Source organism: Burkholderia sp. ABCPW 14 (assembly GCF_001523835.1).
Classification (GTDB): domain Bacteria; phylum Pseudomonadota; class Gammaproteobacteria; order Burkholderiales; family Burkholderiaceae; genus Burkholderia; species Burkholderia mayonis.
Window position 1 is genome coordinate 24,150 of sequence record NZ_LOVS01000117.1, and the last position, 17,028, is coordinate 41,177.

Below are 17,028 nucleotides of genomic sequence, written 5' to 3' on the forward strand. Positions count from 1 at the left end.
CAGAGCGCCGAATGAAGATCATCAAACCCTTCAGAATGAGTCCGCTGACCCGCCTCTATCGCATGCATGGAGAAGAGCATCTCGGCGTCGCCGCGCTCATGGCCGCGACGCTGGGCGACGATCCGCAACTGCTGACGGACTCGGAACTCTGGGAACTGGCCGGCGACGAACTGGGCGGCTATACGCTGGACCTGGCGTTGCCGAAGGCGTGTCCGGAATTTCTCGTCTCCGGATATGCGTACGGAAAATATGCCGAAGAACCGGGCGGCGGAACATGCGAGGTCGGCATCCATATCGCCGGCATCGAAAAACGGCTGCGGGTATCCGGCGACCGGCAATGGGACGGCATGCGCGCCACCGCGCCGCGGCCTTTCGGGCGACTGGCGCTCGACTGGCCATTCGCATACGGCGGCGCGGGTTGCGCGGACAATCCCCGAGGCCGGGGGGCGGAGCCGTCGCGGGATGCCGTGCGCTATCTGCCCAATATCGAATACTTGCACAGCCCGATGCGCTTCCCGGACGAACGTCCCATGCCGGCGGGCTTCTGCCCGATCGACGCGCAGTGGCCACAGCGCGCCGGCCTGTACGGCGAACTCGATCGCCAATGGCTGGAGGAAGATTGTCCGGGTTTCCCGCGCACGCTCGATCCGCGCTATTTCAACATTGCGCCGGCGGATCAGCAATTGGCCGCGCTGTCCGAATTTCCGGACGGCGCGACCTACGAATTGATGCACCTGCATCCCGAACATGCATGGCTGAGCGGACGCCTGCCGGCGTTGCGCGCCAGATCGTTCGTCATCCGTAACGGTAGCGATACGCCGGAAGAAATTCCGATGCGACTGACGACCGCATGGTTCATTCCGCATCGCGAGCGTGTGGTGATGATCTATCACGGCGTCGCGACCATCCGGCAGTTCGACGCAAGCGACGTCCACGCGTTGCTGTTCGGTGCGGATTCGAGCTGGCAGCCGAGGCCGGTCGAGTGGTATCGCCAGGTGATCGAGTGGCGCACGCGACACGAGAAGGCGGCGTTATATGCGCTGCGCGACCGGGATCTTTTGCCCGAAAGCTATGTGTCGTCCGAACTTCCAGCAATGTCCGGCGCGGTTTCGCAAAGCGCGAGACAACGGCTGCTGCGAGATCAGTTGAGCGTATTTCCGAACGCCGGCGAGGCGGAGGCGCCCCGTCTGGATCAACTCGTCGAGTTCGTCGAGCGCCACGAAGCGCTGGCCGACGAGAAGCGCGCGGGCCTGGAGGAAATGCGGCAGGATCTTTCGTCTGACGAAGCATTTTCGGCGGCGGGGCGGCGTGGTCCACCGGCCAGTACGGCTCCCCTTGAAGGCGACGTTGCACGGGGGAGCCCGGCTTCGACAGATTCGCCGGGCACGCCGCAAACGCCGCGCGATGCGGACAAGGATCTTCGTCAGCTCTACTTGCAATCGGCGCAACATCAAGACGCGCCGGCGCGGCTGGACGAGGCCGCCTCGAAGTCACGCCGCGAATTCGTCAACGCGGCCGTCGCGGCAGGACGATCGCTGGACGGTGTCGACCTGACCGGCGCGGATCTTTCCGGGATGAATCTGCGCGGCGCGCGGCTCGCCGGCGCGCTGTTCGAAAACGCCGATCTGAGCGGCGTCGATCTGTCGGGCGCGGTATTGAGCCGCACAGTGCTGGTGCGTGCCAGCCTGAGGCGGACGACCTTCAGCAACGCGGATTTGACGGGAGCGAACCTCTCTCTGGCGGATTGCGAACAGACGGATTTCTCCGGCGCCAACTTGAGCGATTGCATATTCGAGCGCGTGAGCCTGCGACACTGCCGCTTTAATGGCGGCATCCTGGCGAACACGCGATTCGATGACTGCCGATTCCGCGCCATCGATTTCATTCAGGCCACGCTGCACAGCCTGATCTTCATCGATCAATCCTTCGAGGACGTGGACTTCTCGGGCGCGACGATCCGCAAGATGCTGCTGATGAACTGCGCGCTCGTCAACGTGCGGTTTTCGGCGGCCAGCATCGAGGGATTCGGGATTCTCGAGGCGCAGGCGCAAGGGCAGCTTCGTTTCGACCGCGCGAACGTGGTCAAGGCATGTTTTATCCAGCACTGCGACATGAGGCGCGCCGATTTTTCGTTCGCGATCCTGAGAGAAGTCAATTTTCGCGAAACGAATCTGGGAGAGGCCGATTTCAGCGGCGCGCGCATCGGCAGTTGCGATTTTACCGACGCCGCCCTGCGGGCCGCCAATTTCCGTGGCGCGAAGGTGGACGGGAGCGACTTTGTTCGTGCCGATTTCACCGGGGCCGATCTCCGCAGCGCCGATCTCATCGCGGCCGGTCTGCGTGGCGCGACACTGGACGGTGCCGATTTGCGCCGGGCCAATCTGTTCCGCGCCAACCTCTCGCAAATTCTGGCCGACGCCGATACTCGATGGGAAGAGGCTTATCTCAACAAGGCGATGCGGTTCCCGCTGGCGGAGGCGCGCACATGAGAGCGAACGCGGAACAGGTGCGCGAGACGATCGGCCGTGGTCTCGCGGTCAGGGACGTCGTGATCGATTCGGAAAACCTGGGCGGGCACGATTTCTCCGGGGGCGTGTTCGAGCACGTTCAATTTATCGACGTGTGCATGAAGCGCGTGCAATTCGTTGAGGCCGTTTTCAACGAATGCCTGTTTCGCGGGAGCGACATGCAGCACGCGGATTTATCGAATTGCATATTCGAAAAATGCCGTCTTGACGATGTCTGCCTGTCGGGAAGCAATCTTCAGGGATGCACGATGCGTTCGACTCATGCCGCCGGCGCGGATTTTTGCGGCGCGCACGCGAATGGCTTCAACTGCATGACGAGCGACCTCAGCGATTGCAGGTTTCATGACGCGCGTATCGAATCCTCGTTGTTCTGCGAGACGCGGTTGGATCGTGCCGATTTCACCGGGGCCATCGTCGGCAAGACGGTCTTCTACCAGCTCGATCTGAAACAGACGATTTTTGTCGACGCGACGTTCAACGCCGCCGTCTTTGCCGAATCCAGTCTTGCCGGCCAGCGTTTGCGCGGTCAACGGATGCATCGCTGTCAGTTCGCCCGCGCGGATCTCGCCAACGTCGACTTCACGGCGGCAAGCCTGGCGTACTGCAATTTCCAGGCAGCAAACCTGTCGGGGGCGCGACTGGACGAAATCGACGCGCCGTACGCCATTTTCTTCGAGGCCGACGTGCGGGACGCCGTTTGCCGCGAGGCCGCGTTGCGGAACAGCATATGGGTTCAGGCTGACATCCGGAATGTCGACTTCACCGGCTCAACGCTGGAGCGCGCCATGCTTCAACACGCGCGATGCAATGGCTCGCGTTTTTCACGGACGAGTCTGGAAGGTTCCGATTTTTCCTACGCAGATCTGACCGAAGCCGTATTTGACGGAGCCGGCTTTGCCCGGACCGCGTTTCATGGTGCGACGGCGCCTGACATGGCGTGGCGCGACCATCCGGGAGCGATGGATTGCGATCCGGAATTGTCGGATGCGCAAGCGTGGTCGCGGCAAAGGGACGAACGCGACCCGCACGACCACCATTGAGTGCCGGACGGACGTGGCGTCGAGCCGGCGATGGCCTGCTCGGTTGCTTTGCCCGACTCGAAGGTTTCCATGTCGCCGCTTTCGGGTTCGCCGCTTAACGGATTAACGCCTTAACGGATGCGTCGGAACGTCTCGTGCCGGTCCATCTTTATTCAGTCATCCAGAATTGAAGGAAAGAAGATGAATTCAATGACAGCGGAATTACACGCGAATCTGTCGCCCGATACGCTCGAGAAAGCGGCCACCGTGGTCGGCGTACTGCCCGACGGCGTGTTCCTCGTGGCATGCGAAGGCGCGAAGATGCGTTGCCGGCGCGCCTTCAGCTGTCTGGTCGAACCTCGAACCGGCGACCGCGTCGCCATTTCCCGAGCGGACAGCCGATGCATCTACGTGACCTCGATCCTGGCGCGCCCGGACGCGGATGGCGTGCACATTCGCGTCCACGGCGACCTCGTGCTGGAATCGACGCAAAGCGTTCATTTGAAGAGCGGCGACGCCCTCTGCCTGACGAGTCGCGAGCATGTGTCGATAAAGGCGGAGCGACTCGCGATGTCGGCGCAGGAGGCGTCGTTGTGCTCCGATAGAACGACGCTGACGAGTGCGGAACTCCATGGCCGGCTCGGGAAGGTTCGACTGATTGGCAAGATACTGGAGATGGTGATGGACCACGTCGCGCAATCCTGCCGAAGCAGCTTCCGTGCCGTGGAAACCGTCGAGCATCTGCGGGCCTCGCATATCGATCACGCCGCGACCGGGAGCATGCGTCTGCACGCGAAGCATGCGTTGCTCACGGCCGAGAAGCTGACGAAGATCGATGCCGGACAAATCCATCTCGGTTAGGGGGAATCGATCATGAATTGGGTGAATTCGAGCGCGGACGGCTACAACACGGCCACGAGCGTCAACCATACCCCGCCGGTGGGTGCGCCTGTCTCCTATCCCAATCGGGCCGAGCGTGCAGGCGCCATACCGAATGTCTCCAACGTCTACGTGGGCGCTGGCCCCATTCACAATGTCGCGACGATCATCCCGGCATCGAGTGGCGACGGAGGGGGCGCGATGGGCGGGGTAGCGTCGGGAACCGTGTCAGGCGTCTCCCGTAACCCCCAGGGGTCAACCAAGGCGCTGGTTGCCGGCATGCCGACTACCCGCATGACTGACCCGACGCAGCAAAATACGGGCAATACGGTTGGCTCGGGCAGCTCGCCCAGTCAGACGCACGTGCTGATTCTGAGCTGACGAGGATCGATGGGCGGCGTGGCGTCACGCGCCTCCCGTCTTTCCGAGGACGCAGCCGAAGCGGTGGTTGCGGTCGCGTCGACAAACGGCGCGACTGATCCGGCGCAGCAAAATGCCGGCAACGGCGTCCGCCAATGCAGCTCGCCCGGCTGGCTGCTCGAGCAGGCGCGATCGTCAGCGCCCATCCTCCGGCACGTGACGCGCAAACGACGCGCCGGCAACGCGGTCACTGCCGCGGATTCGCGGCCGTCTTCGCAAACGCGCCGCGCACCTCGAAGCCGATCGCATCCGCGACGTTGCCGCGCGCGTCGACGAGCTCGAGCCGGTGCGGTCCCGGCCACGGCATCCACGCCACCCGGTCGCCGTGTCCGATCACGTTGCCGTCGAGCCGCCACGAGAACCGCGCCGCGCGTCCCGCGGCGCGCTCGAACCAGATGCGCTGATGCTTCGGCGGAATGTCCGGGTCGATCGCGAAGATTGTTCCGTCGGTCGGCGCGCCGATCGTGAGCGGCGTGCGCGGCCCGTCCTTGCCGGGCGTCACGGGCGCGGCGAGCCGCACCGTATCGAGCGCGGTGCCGGCGAGAAACCACTCGCTGCGCGCGGGCTCGACGTCGCGGTCGAACGCGATGCGCCGCTGCTCGACGCCCGCGGGCGGATGCGGCGCGCGGCCCGCGAGATCGCGGTGCAGGTAGCCGACGACCGCGGCCCATACGGGCGCCGCGCCCGTCACGCCCGACACGTCCCACATCGGCGAGCCGTCCGCGTTGCCGACCCACACGCCGACCGTGTAGCGCGACGTGTAGCCGACAGCCCAGTTGTCGCGCATGTCCTTGCTGGTGCCGGTCTTGACGGCCGAGAAGAAGCGTGTCGCGAGCGGGCTGTCGAAGCCGAACGTGCGCACGCGCGCGTTGTTGTCGGCGAGGATGTCCGTGACGATGTAGCTCGCCGCCTCGCTGAACACGCGCGTGCCGGACGCGGCGCGGGCGGGCGGCGCGGCCGGCTTGGAAGCCGCCGCCGTGGATACGGTCGACTTGGAGAAGGCCGCCGCGGAAACGGCCGCCGTGGGAACGGCCGCCGCAGGCACGTCGACGGTCGCGCGCGCGACGCCGCCGTTCGCGAGCGCGCGATACGCATTGGCGAGCGACAGCAGCGTGACGTCGGCGCTGCCGAGCGCGAGGCTGAAGCCGTAGTAATCGCCTTCCTCGGCGAGCGGCAGCCCGAGCGCGGTGAGCGTGCGGGCGAAGCGGTGCGGCGTCACGAGCACGAGCGTGCGCACGGCCGGCACGTTGAGCGAGCCGCCGAGCGCGGTGCGCACGCTGACCCAGCCCTTGAAGTGCTTGTCGTAGTTCTGCGGAATGTACAGGCCGCCGCCGGTGGCGAGGTCGATCGGCGCGTCGTCGAGCAGCGACGCGGCGGTCAGCCGCTTCTCGTCGATCGCCTGCGCATAGAGGAACGGCTTGAGCGTCGAGCCGGCCTGGCGCGGCGCGAGCACCGCGTCGACATCGCGCGCGCTCGACAGCGCGCCGGATGAGCCGACCCACGCGCGAATCTCGCCGCTTGCGTTGTCGATCACGACGACCGCGCCGTCCTGCACGTTGCGTCGATGGGCGGGCGCGTCGAGCTCGGCCAGCGCGCGCGTGAGCGTGTCGCGCGCGAAACGCTGCAGCGGCGCGTCGAGCGTCGAGCGGACGCGCGCGCCCGCGCGCGGCTTGACTTCGGCGGCGACGCGCCGCGCGAAATGCGGCGCGAGCGCGTCGCCATCGTCGCACACGGCGTTCGACGGGCCCGAGGTCACGAACCGCACGTATCCGTCGAGCGGTGCGCACGGCTGCGCGGCGCGCATGTCGCGCAGGATCCGGCATGCGCGCTCGGCGACCTTCGCGGCGGATGCGTTGGGCGCGCGCACGAGCGCGGCGGCGACCGCCGACTCGCGGATGTCGAGCCCGGACGGCGCCTTGCCGAAGAGCGCATGCGACATCGCGTCGAGCCCGACCGTCTCGCCGCGGAACGGCACGAGGTTCAGGTACGCCTCGAGGATCTGGTCCTTGCGCCAACCGCGTTCGAGCCGCAGCGCGTTCATCGCCTGCACGGCCTTCTGCGGCAGCGAGCGCTGGCCCGAGCGGCGCGGCGCGTTGCTCAGGAGGCCGGCGAGCTGCATCGTCACCGTCGACGCGCCGCGGGTGCGCCCGTTCCACAGGTTGCCCCACGCGGCGCCCGCGATGCCGCGCCAGTCGACGCCGCTATGCGCGTAGAAGCGCTTGTCCTCGGACACGACGATCGCTTCGCGAAACGCGGGCGATACGTCGGCGAGCGCGATCCAGTCGCCGCGCCGCTCAGCGAGGTCGACGCGCGTGCGCGCGAGCGGCGTGCCGTCGCGCGCGAGCAGCACCCAGTCGGAGCCGCGCCAGTCGCGCCGCACGTCGTCGTAGCTCGGCAGCGCGTGCGCGACGAGCGGCGCCGCGAGGATCACCGCGAGGATTACCGCGACGAGCGCGCGGCGCGCGGCGGGCGGCACGCGCGGTCGCGGCGCGGGGCGCGACGTGGATGGCGCTGCGGGGGGCGATGCGAACCCGTTCATCGCCCGCTCACGGCTTGCCCGCATCGGCCGGCTTGACCGTGACCGGCGGATTCGGCCACAGCCCGTACACCGACGGCGCGTACAGCGCCTCGACGCGCGTCGGCGGCAGCCCGAACGTGCCGACGCTGTTCAGGCGCACCGTGAACTCAACCGTGAATTTGCCCTTCGGCAGGTAGTCGTAGTACGCGCGATAGCCGTCGAAGTCGCGCTCGACGAACGCGGGCCATGCGCCGTCGGGCGACTTCTCGCCTTGCGTCGCGGCTTCGGAATCGCGGCCGAGGCCGGAGCCGAGGATCGTCGCGCCGGACGGGATCGGATCGTTGACGACGACCCACGTCATGTCGCTTTGCGCGTCGACGTCGATGCGCACGCGCAGCACGTCGCCGCGCGTGAGCACGCCCTTGACCGCGGGCGACACCGGCGTGACGGTCTTCGCGATCCGGTAGCCGGCGGCGAACGGCGCGCGCAGCGGCACCGCGGCGAGGCTCTCGATCGTCGCCCATGGGCGGCCGCTGCCTTCCTGCACGACGGAGAGCGTGCCCGGCGCGCGTGCGGCGCGCGGCCACGGCAGCATCACGCTGCGTGCGGCGGCGGACCGCGTCGCGGCGGTCGCCGATGCTGCGGCGGTCGATATCGCGGCCGTCGATGCTGCCGCGGTCGATACCGCGGCGGTTGACGCCGCGACGGCCGTTGCCGGGGCAGCCGTTGCCGCGCCCGCCGCGGCTGCCGGCTGTGACCACGCGATCGAGCGCGTGTCGGCGCCGAGCGTCACCTTCGTCGTGCCGGCCACGGGCGCGCGCTCGTAGGCGCGCGAGAAGCGCTCGACCGCAAGCAGGCCGAGCGCGTTCGCGGTCGTCGTCTGCCATGCGCCGTTGCGTTGCAGCGCGAGCAGGCCGGCCGTCACGCGCGGCATCTCGTCCTGCCAGCCCGCGTCGCCCGCGAACGCGAGCGCGAGCCGCGCGGCGTTGGTCTCGTTGCTCGTCATCAGCCACCACAGATCGTCGTCGCGCGCGGTCGAGAACGCGAGCTGCGTGCCCTGGTACGTGAGCCGCGCACGCAGGATCTGCGCGGCCTGCGCGCGCTTCTCGTCGCGTTGCGGGATGTCCTTCACGCGCGAGAGGATCGCGTGATAGTCGATGACGGCCGACGTCGGCCACTGATTCGGCGCGATCTCGATCGAGCCGAGCATCCGGCCTTGCGCGGCGCCGTAGCGCGACAGCGCCTCGATCGCCGCGAGCTTGCGCAGGTCGCGGTCCTGGCGCGGCGCCCATGTGTCGCGCTCGATCCGGCCTTCGACGAAGCGCGCGAGTCCGGATTCGAGCTGCGTGCGCACGTCCTCCGGCAGCGCGAAGCGCGCATCGAGGCGGCCCGCCTCGTCGGCGAGGACGAGCAGGTACGCGGACAGCGACGGGCTGCCTTGATGCGCATCGTCGGACGACGGCGGAAAGTAGCTCGCGAGTCCGTCGCGATCGAGATAGACCGGCAGCCGCGCGGTCAGCGCCTGCCATTGCGCCGGATCGCGCAGGCCGATCGCGCGCGACGCCTGCTGTTCGAGACAGCGGTACGGATAGCGCTCGAACCAGCGGCGCACGCCCGGCAGGCCGTCGGCGAGCTTCGACTGCAGCGACACGGCGATGCCGCCGCGCGGCGCGCCCTGCGCGTTGGCCGCCGCGCCGGCGGGCGGCGCGACGGGCAGGGTCAGCGTGCCGTCGACTTGCGCGAGCGTCGCCTGCTGGACCGTCACGGGCAGCGCGGGCACGACCTTCTGCGTGAGCGCGAGCGCATCGGCCGCGCGCTTGCCGCCTTGCTCGGCCGCTTCGATGCGCCAGCTCAACGCTCCCGCCGCGTCGATCGCCTGCTCCGGCACGGTGACGGTCCACGCGATTTCCCGCGCGGCATCGGGCGCGAGCGAGACGGTCTGCGGCGCGACGTCGACGCCCGGCACGCGCGGCGTCACGACGACGTCCATCTTGCGATCCGTCGCATTGCGCACCGTGACCTGCGCGCGGAACGCATCGCCTTCGCGGACGAGCGGCGGCAGGCCGGAGATCAGTTGCAGGTCCTGCGCGCTGCGGATCGTCGCGCTGCCGGTGCCGAAGCGGTCGGCGCCCGTCGCCGCGATCGCGACGATCCGAAAGCGCGTCAGCGCATCGTTGAGCGGCACGTCGACGGTCGCGCTGCCGTTCGCGTCGAGCGCGACGCGCGGGTTCCACAGCAGCAGCGTGTCGAACAGCTCGCGCGTCGGCGCCATTCCGCCGCCGCCGCCCGCCGGCACCGCCTTGCGGCCGAAGTGGCGGCGGCCGACGATCTCCATTTGCGCGGTCGCGGTCTCGACGCCGTAGGCGCGACGCTGCAGCATCGCGTCGAGCAGATCCCAGCTCCGGTTCGGCATCAGTTCGAGCAGCGCCTCGTCGACCGCGGCGAGCGCGATCTGCGTGCCGGCCGGGGCGGGCCGTCCGTCCGGCTGCGTGACCTTCACGCGCACGTGCGCGTGGCCGCGCACCGGGTAGCGGGCCGCGTCGGTCGTCACCGCGACGCCGAGCTTGTGCGCGCCCGTGCCGACCTTGATCTCGCCGAGACCGTAGCGGAACGCCGGCTTCGACAGGTCGACGAGCGCGGTCGGCGCTTCGTAGCGGCGTCCTTCGCGCCAGAACGCGCGCACCCATTCGAGCGGCGCCTTCCAGCCCCACGTGAAGAACGAGTACCACGGCACCTCGCGCAGCCGGCCGCGCAGCGCGAGCACCGACACGTAGACGTTCGGCCCCCACGTGTCGCCGACCTTGAGATCGACGGCCGGATTCTTGCCGTTCAGCTCGACGACGCGCGTCTCCATCACGCCGCCGCGCTCGACGGCGACAAGCGCGGTCGCGTAACGGAACGGCATCCGCACCTGGAAGCGGGCCGTTTCGCCCGGCTCATAGGCGGTCTTTTCCGGAATGACGTCGATCCGGTCGGTGTTGTCGCCGCCGAACCAGAGTTCGTCGTCGCGCGTGACCCACACGGACGTCGATGCATTCGACGTGCGGCCGCCGCCATCCTTCGCGACGGCGATCAACTGCACGTTGCCGGCCTGCGCGAGCGTCGCGTCGCACGACAGGCGGCCTTGCGCGTCGGTCTTGCCGGAGCACAGCACGCCGAGGTCGTGCGTATCGTGCTTGTTGTCGTACGCGTAAAAGCCGCCGACCATCCGCTTGCGCGACGACGTCGTCACGCGCGCGACACCCTTGATCTCGACCGACGCCGACGCACGCGGCTTGCCCTGCAGATCGACGACGAGCGCCTGCACCGGCACGCGCTGGCCGACCGATACCCAGTGGCCCGCCTTGATGCCCGCGACGACCGCGGCCGGCCACAGCATCGCGTCGCCGCGAATGGTCTGGACCTCGCCGTTCGGATCGGCGAACGTCGCTTCGAGCGCGATGCGCTTCGGCGCGTCGACAGCGGGCAGGCCCTTCAGCGTCAGCGAGCCCGAGCCCGTGCGATCGAGCGTCAGCGGGATCTTGTCGGCGATCAGCTTCGTCGCGTCGGGATCGCTGCCGCGCGACGCGTCGCCGTCGTCCTGCATGTCGTCGTCGGCCATGCCGCCGTCGGTCTCGGGACGGTACGGCGTGAAGCTGAAATCGGCGTACTGCTCGGTGAACGGCGGCGCGGCGCTTTGCAGCAGCGCCGATACCTGCACCGGCAGGTTCGACGCGCCGCCGCCCGACACGTAGTCGATCTGCACGGCGAGCGGCGCTTCCTTCACGCCGACGAGCGGGCTCGTCTTCGCGTCGCGCGCGCCGATCGAGCCTTTGAAGACGGGCAGCCGGAACGCCTCGACGCGGAAGCTGCCGCCGTAGTAGCTGGCGCTCGGCGCGTCCTCGTCGCCGTCTTCGAGCTCGACGCTGTATTCGCCGAGCTTCGCGGCGGCGGGCAGTGTGAAGCGCGTGTCCGCGCTGTGATCGGCGGCCCACGCGAGCGGCACGCGATACGTCTGGCCGCTGCCGAGATGGCGGATCGTCGCGCGCGCCGGGTCGTGCGCGGGGAATGCGAGGCCCCGCAGCGTCTCCTCGCGCACGAAATGCTTCATCGATACCGTCTCGCCCGCGCGCACCAGCGTGCGGTCGAAGACGGTGTGCGCGCGCACGGTCGGCGTGCGGCTCGTGTCGGTCGGCACATTGAAGCGCCACGACTCGATGCCGCGATTCCAGCTCGAACGCACGAACGCCATGTCGGGGCCGGTCTTCGGATCGTCGACGCGGGCCGACACGAAGTAGTCGCCGTCGCCCTTCGAATAGTCGCATTCGCGCTTCGGCTCGAACGGCGTGTCGATCGCGAGCAGCCCCCGCGCGTCGGTCCTGCCGGCGGCGATCGCGTCGCCGTTGCAGTCGGACACGCGCACCTGCGCGTTCGGCACGGGCTTGCCCTTGTCGAGCGTCGTCACCCACACGACGCTGTTCTCGCGCCCCTGCTTCAGGTGCACGCCGAGATTGGTGACGAGCACGGCGGTGCGCACGTACATCTTCGACGGCTTCGCGAGCAGCGAGCGGCCGAGCGCCGGCGACGCGAGCTCGAGCACGTAGAAGCCGGGCTTGTCGAGCGGCACGCCGACGACCTCGAACGGACGCAGTGCCTTCGGGTCGGCCTTCGGCAGCGTCAGCGTCTGAACGCCGGGCTCGCCCGCGAGCAGCGACAGCGAGCGGATATCGATTTGCCGATGCTGCGGCTTCGGCGGCCGCTCGCCCGCCGCGAGCGGCACGTAGACGGGATGCTGATCGCGCGCGAGCAGGCCGGGGCGAAGCTTGTCGATCGCTTCGACGGTCATCGCGCGGCCGTCGAAGCGATCGACGAGCCGCATCCACGCGCGGATCGCCGCGTCGTTCTCGACCTTCAGGTTCGCGAACTGCGCGCCGCCCGCATGGAGGCCCGCGACGTGCAGATCGGCTTCGACGTTGCGCAGCGTGACGGGCACGAGCGCGGGCGCACCCGGTTCGGCGAAGCGCTCGACGATGCCGAACGTGCCCGACGAGAATTTCGCGAGCGGCGGCATCGGCGCGGTGCGCGTCGCGAGCGGGAACAGGTCGGCGTTGGACAGCGTGCGCCCGGTGACGTCGCGCAGGCCGGACGGCAGCGCGAGCGTCAACGCGGCCTGCGCGGGCAGCGGCGCGGCGAACTGGACGTTCGTGACTTCCTCCGACCGGTCGTCGGGCTTGAAGAACGGCTCGATTGCGACGTCCGGGCCGCGCAGCCGGATCTTTTCGGCGGACTGACGCGCGATCGGCGCGTTGAACGACAGGGTCAGCGGGCGCAGCGGCGTGCACGGCGCCTTCGCGTTCTCGCGTTCGCACGCGAAGCTCGCGGCGAACGGCGCGCGAACGGTGTAGTCGAAGCGGCGCTCGGTGTCGTTCGCGATGCCGCTCGGGCTCGCGACGCCCTTGCCGTAGACGAGCTGCATCTTCGCGCTCGCGGGCAGCGCCTGCGCGCACGACAGCGTCAGCACGCGCGCGGCGTCCTTTTTCCAGCGGAAATGATCGAGCAGCGCGGCGCGCGTCGATGCTTCGGCGAGCGTGACGGGAATGCGGTTGCCGATGCCGGCCGCCTCGCACCAGATGTTCGCGAGCGCCGAGCGTTCGTCGGCGGGGCCATTCAGCTTGACGACGAAGACCTGCCGTTCCTCGATCTCGCGCGAGCCCGGCCGCACGGACACGGGGAACGGTCCGCCCGTCTCGAACGCGAAGCGGCGCGGGCCGGTCGCGGCGTGGCCGGCGGCCGAGCGAAGTGCGTCGTTGAGCGAGACCGTGCAGCGCACGCCGGGCGGCAGGTCGCTCTCGAAGTCGTAGACCCACGTCTTGTCGTCGAGCCAGTGTCCCTGGCCGCGGCCGGCCGCGGAATCGGTACAGGCGACGCGCGCCGGATCGGGCACGGACGCCGAGCCGAACGCGACCATCGCTTCGTCGAACTTGACGACGGCCTGCCGCACTTCGGCGACGGTGCCTTGCGGCGACACGCTCGTCGTGCGCGCCGCATCGGCCTGCAGCGACAGCGCGGCGACGGCGCCGAGCGTCGCGACCGCGCCGATGCGCCACAGCAGCCGGGCGGCCGTTCGGTTCAGTGTGTCGTGCTTGTCGTCGTGCTTCATCGCTCGATTGCCCTCGGAGGGAAGCCATCGGTTTGATTGCACGCGATTCTAACCGACCGGCACGAGCGGAAATGGCCGGCGGTGAACGGCTCGGGGCTGCGGGAAGGCTCGCATGATCGAGCGCGCGGGACGATCGACGGGACGGGCGAGAGGCTCGCTGACGCAGTCGATGGACGATACGCTGAAGAAGTCGTCCCGCAGCCGATGCAAGCAGGGCAGTGCGTGGTGCATGAGGCGTTCGGGGATCGGTCCGTCGCGCTGGCGCGATCGCGCGCGGATGCCGAATCGCGATGCGCGACGGCATCGCGTTCGACGAGGCGGGCGGGGCGGATCGATTCGCGCGACGTCGCGAGCGAGGTTGCGGCTGGCGATGACATCGATCGAGGGCCGGCCCGTTTCGATAAAAGATGGATGAATCAATATCCAGGCGCCATTTCGATGCGATTTTCTTCGAATTGCAGCGGCGAAATAGATAGACCGGCGTTTCTAGATTCGTATGAACATTCTAGCTTTCGAAGTGTAATTCTCTATAGAATCGCCATCTTTCATTTAAAAGAACAAACAGACATGGCTGAATCGACCGTAGTCAGAATGGCCCATTCCGGGGATTATCCGAACATCCTGTCATTGCAGAACGCGAATCAGATCGCCAATCTCACCGAGACGGAGCGCAAGAACGGCTTCCTTTCCGCGGAAATTCCCGAGAAGACGGTCGACGCGATCGCGTCGGACATCGGCATTGTCGTCGCCTACGAACAGTCGGAGTTCGCCGGCTTCTTCTGCATTTCCCGCCTCGATCCGTGGCGTGGCAATGCGATCATCGATGCGCTCGTCGCATCGTTCGAAAAGAGCGGCGAATATACGCTGGAAGAATTATCCGATACCGTATGTCTATTCGGCCCGATGTGCTTGAGTCGGGTGGCGCGCGGAAATGGAATTCTCGAAAAGATGATCGGTTTCGCGATCGCTTCCGCCAAAACTCGCTTCAAAAACGCAATCAGTTTCATTGCCGTCGATAACGAGCGATCAGCCAATGCGGTCGCGAAGCTCGGATATCGGCCGGTTCACCGCTTCGTGTCCGGCGAGCGCGAATATCACGCGCTGGTCGCCGATCTCGGCTGAGGGCGAAGCGCGCGGCGTGGCCGGCCGCCGAAGACGCGCATCGCGTGCGCCGCTGGCCGCGCGTCCGTCGACGCGCGGCGTGACGCGAGCCGTCGGCCGAGCGCATCGCGCACGATCTCGATCGCGTGCGGTGCCGTTTCCCTGCGATTGCATTCGGATTCCGCTCGTCTTGCCGCGATCCGATCGCGCGTTCGCCGGCCCTTCGCGAAGCGCGCACGCAAAGGTCGCGCAAAACCGGCCGCGGACGCATTGTCACTCGGCGCGCTTTATTGCGTAAACCGAATTTAAAGATGGAATAATTCAATAATATAAAACATATCGAATATTCGTCTGTTAAATTGACTTGTTAATACTTGGTGTTATATCTTTTGCGATCCAAAATAACCGAAGGCAAGTCAAATGCTAATAACGGAGGTGTCTCGCAAGACCCGTCGCTGGTCCGCCGTCGTCGCGATGTCGGTATGCACGGGTTGGGTCGGCACGGCGTGGGCCAATACGCAGCCGTCGCAGGAAAAGCAGGCGCGCATGCCGCGTTTGCCGCAGAACCTGCCGCTGTCGCCCGAGCAGGCCGAATACAATCTGCCGCTCAGCAAGCAGGATCGCGCGACGCTCGTCGAGCCGTCTCGGCAGAAGCAGCCGGCAAAGCGCAGCAAGCGCAGTGCGCCGGGCGCCGATTGCCGCGACATGTCGGTGATGACCCAATATCACGGCGCGGCGCTTGCCGATTACATCGCGAATCTTCCCGATTACGAATGCCATTACGGCCTGTTTTCGGTCGATAAATCGCTGGCCACACAGATTTTCAGTGCGGAAAACGTGTATGCCGTCGCGAGTCGTTTCACGCAGGAGGCATCTCGCTATGATGCGAGCAATTTGATTTTTGTCAATTTGCTGATTTATTTGCGTTCCGCTTATTATCAATATGATGCATCGGGTCTCGCCAATCCGTTTCCGGAACTCGCCGAGCGGCTGCGCCCGTATATCCAGCGGAGCGTCGAGGGTGACGCGCTTTATCGTGAGAATCCGCGCGCGCCGAGCACCGCGAGCGAGCTGATGAAGCTCATCACGAACATGCACGACGAGGCGTACTACCTGCCGACACTGAAGGACCGCGTCGCGCGCTACACCGCAAGCGCGGCGAATCCGCAAGCCGCTGCGCCGCTGCGGCAGCCGAGCGCGGCGGGCGCCTTCACCGGCCTGCTGACCGTGTTCTTCTACGCGCATCAGCGCAGCGCCGCGCAGCAGATGCTCGGCAGCGACGCGACGCTGCCGGAGACGCTCGATCGCTTCGTCACCGCGAACCGCGCGAGCCTGTCGAACACGAGCGCCGCCTATCAACTGACGGATGCGGCGCGCGAAACGTATCGCTTTCTCCGCTATCCGGCGCACAAGCCGCGCGTGAAGAAGATGATCCAGGACATGCTCGCGTCGACGAGCATGACGGGCGCGGGCAGCGACCTGTGGCTCGCGGCGGCGGAAGCGGTCGACTACGGCGATTCGGGCAACTGCGCGGACTACGGCACGTGCGACTACAAGAAGCGGCTGACCGACGCGGTGCTCACGCACCGTCACGCATGCAACGCGAGCGTGCGCATTCTCGCGCAGGACATGACGGCGCCTCAGCTTCAGTCGGTGTGCGCGGCGGTTGCGCAGCAGGACGACTATTTCCACCGGATGATGAAGACCGGGCGCAAGCCGGTCGCGGGCGATCGCAACGATACGATCGAACTCGTCGTGTTCGACGACTACGAGAACTATCGAAAGTATGCTTCGGTGATCTACGGAATCAGCACCGACAACGGCGGCATGTATCTCGAAGGCGATCCGTCGGCGCCCGGCAATCAGGCGCGCTTCATCGCGCACGAAGCCTCGTGGCTGCGGCCGGAGTTCAAGGTCTGGAATCTCGAGCACGAGTTCACGCACTACCTCGACGGCCGCTACGACATGGCGGGCGATTTCACGGCGAGCACCGCGAAGCCGACCGTCTGGTGGATCGAAGGCGTCGCCGAGTACCTGTCGAGAAAGAACGACAACCAGGAATCGATCGACGCCGCGCGCACGGGCAAGTACCAGTTCTCGGACGTGCTCGGGACGCGCTACGCGTCGAGCGACTATGTCGCGCGTGCGTACCGGTGGGGCTACATGGCGACGCGCTTCATGTTCGAGCGCCATCGCGCCGACGTCGACACGATCGTGTCGCGCTTTCGCACCGGCGACTACGACGGCTACGAGAACTACGTCGCGTACATCGGCCGCCGCTACGACAGCGAGTTTGTCGATTGGGCGCGCAACGCGACGACAGCGGGCGAGCCGCCGCTGCCGGCGAAGAACTGACGCGCGGTCAAACGTTTGCGGGCGCGGGGCGACGGCGAGGCAAGCGACGCGGACTTGGCGTCTTGCGAC

8 protein-coding genes are annotated in these 17,028 nt (G+C 67.2%); 6 read left to right on the top strand and 2 right to left on the bottom strand.

Annotation, left to right across the window (positions count from 1 at the left end; all coding sequences use genetic code 11):
* Positions 1-11 precede the first annotated feature (11 nt).
* The 4 genes from WS62_RS18595 (at position 12) to WS62_RS18610 (ending at position 4,807) form a co-directional block, all read left to right on the top strand.
* Positions 12-2,489 carry a DUF2169 domain-containing protein gene (locus WS62_RS18595; protein WP_066573673.1) on the top strand — a complete coding sequence of 826 codons (2,478 nt, stop codon included), beginning with the start codon at positions 12-14 and terminating at the stop codon, positions 2,487-2,489.
* Positions 2,486-3,568, top strand: coding sequence for a pentapeptide repeat-containing protein (locus tag WS62_RS18600; protein WP_066573675.1), 1,083 nt, complete (start codon positions 2,486-2,488; stop codon positions 3,566-3,568). The genes WS62_RS18595 and WS62_RS18600 overlap by 4 nt, the downstream gene beginning before the upstream one ends.
* Positions 3,569-3,748: 180 nt before the next feature.
* Complete coding sequence (locus WS62_RS18605) at positions 3,749-4,408, top strand: DUF3540 domain-containing protein (RefSeq protein WP_066573678.1); 660 nt, start codon at positions 3,749-3,751, stop codon at positions 4,406-4,408.
* A 12-nt stretch (positions 4,409-4,420) separates the two neighbouring features.
* The gene (locus tag WS62_RS18610; protein WP_066573680.1) at positions 4,421-4,807 is read left to right on the top strand and encodes a PAAR-like domain-containing protein; all 387 of its coding nucleotides are present in this window, start codon (positions 4,421-4,423) and stop codon (positions 4,805-4,807) included.
* A 226-nt stretch (positions 4,808-5,033) separates the two neighbouring features.
* Here WS62_RS18610 and pbpC read toward each other — a convergent pair whose 3' ends face one another.
* Positions 5,034-7,385 (bottom strand): penicillin-binding protein 1C, encoded by a 2,352-nt coding sequence (gene pbpC / locus WS62_RS18615; RefSeq protein ID WP_231748343.1) that lies wholly within the window; start codon positions 7,383-7,385, stop codon positions 5,034-5,036.
* A 7-nt stretch (positions 7,386-7,392) separates the two neighbouring features.
* The gene (locus tag WS62_RS18620; RefSeq protein WP_066573683.1) at positions 7,393-13,503 is read right to left on the bottom strand and encodes an MG2 domain-containing protein; all 6,111 of its coding nucleotides are present in this window, start codon (positions 13,501-13,503) and stop codon (positions 7,393-7,395) included.
* Between the two features lie 567 nt (positions 13,504-14,070).
* Here WS62_RS18620 and WS62_RS38830 point away from each other — a divergent pair.
* Both WS62_RS38830 and WS62_RS18635 read left to right on the top strand, forming a co-directional pair.
* Positions 14,071-14,625 carry an acetyltransferase gene (locus WS62_RS38830; protein WP_082721078.1) on the top strand — a complete coding sequence of 185 codons (555 nt, stop codon included), beginning with the start codon at positions 14,071-14,073 and terminating at the stop codon, positions 14,623-14,625.
* Between the two features lie 399 nt (positions 14,626-15,024).
* Positions 15,025-16,959, top strand: a complete 1,935-nt coding sequence (locus tag WS62_RS18635; RefSeq protein WP_066573688.1) for a collagenase — start codon at positions 15,025-15,027, stop codon at positions 16,957-16,959.
* The last annotated feature ends 69 nt before the right edge of the window (positions 16,960-17,028 follow it).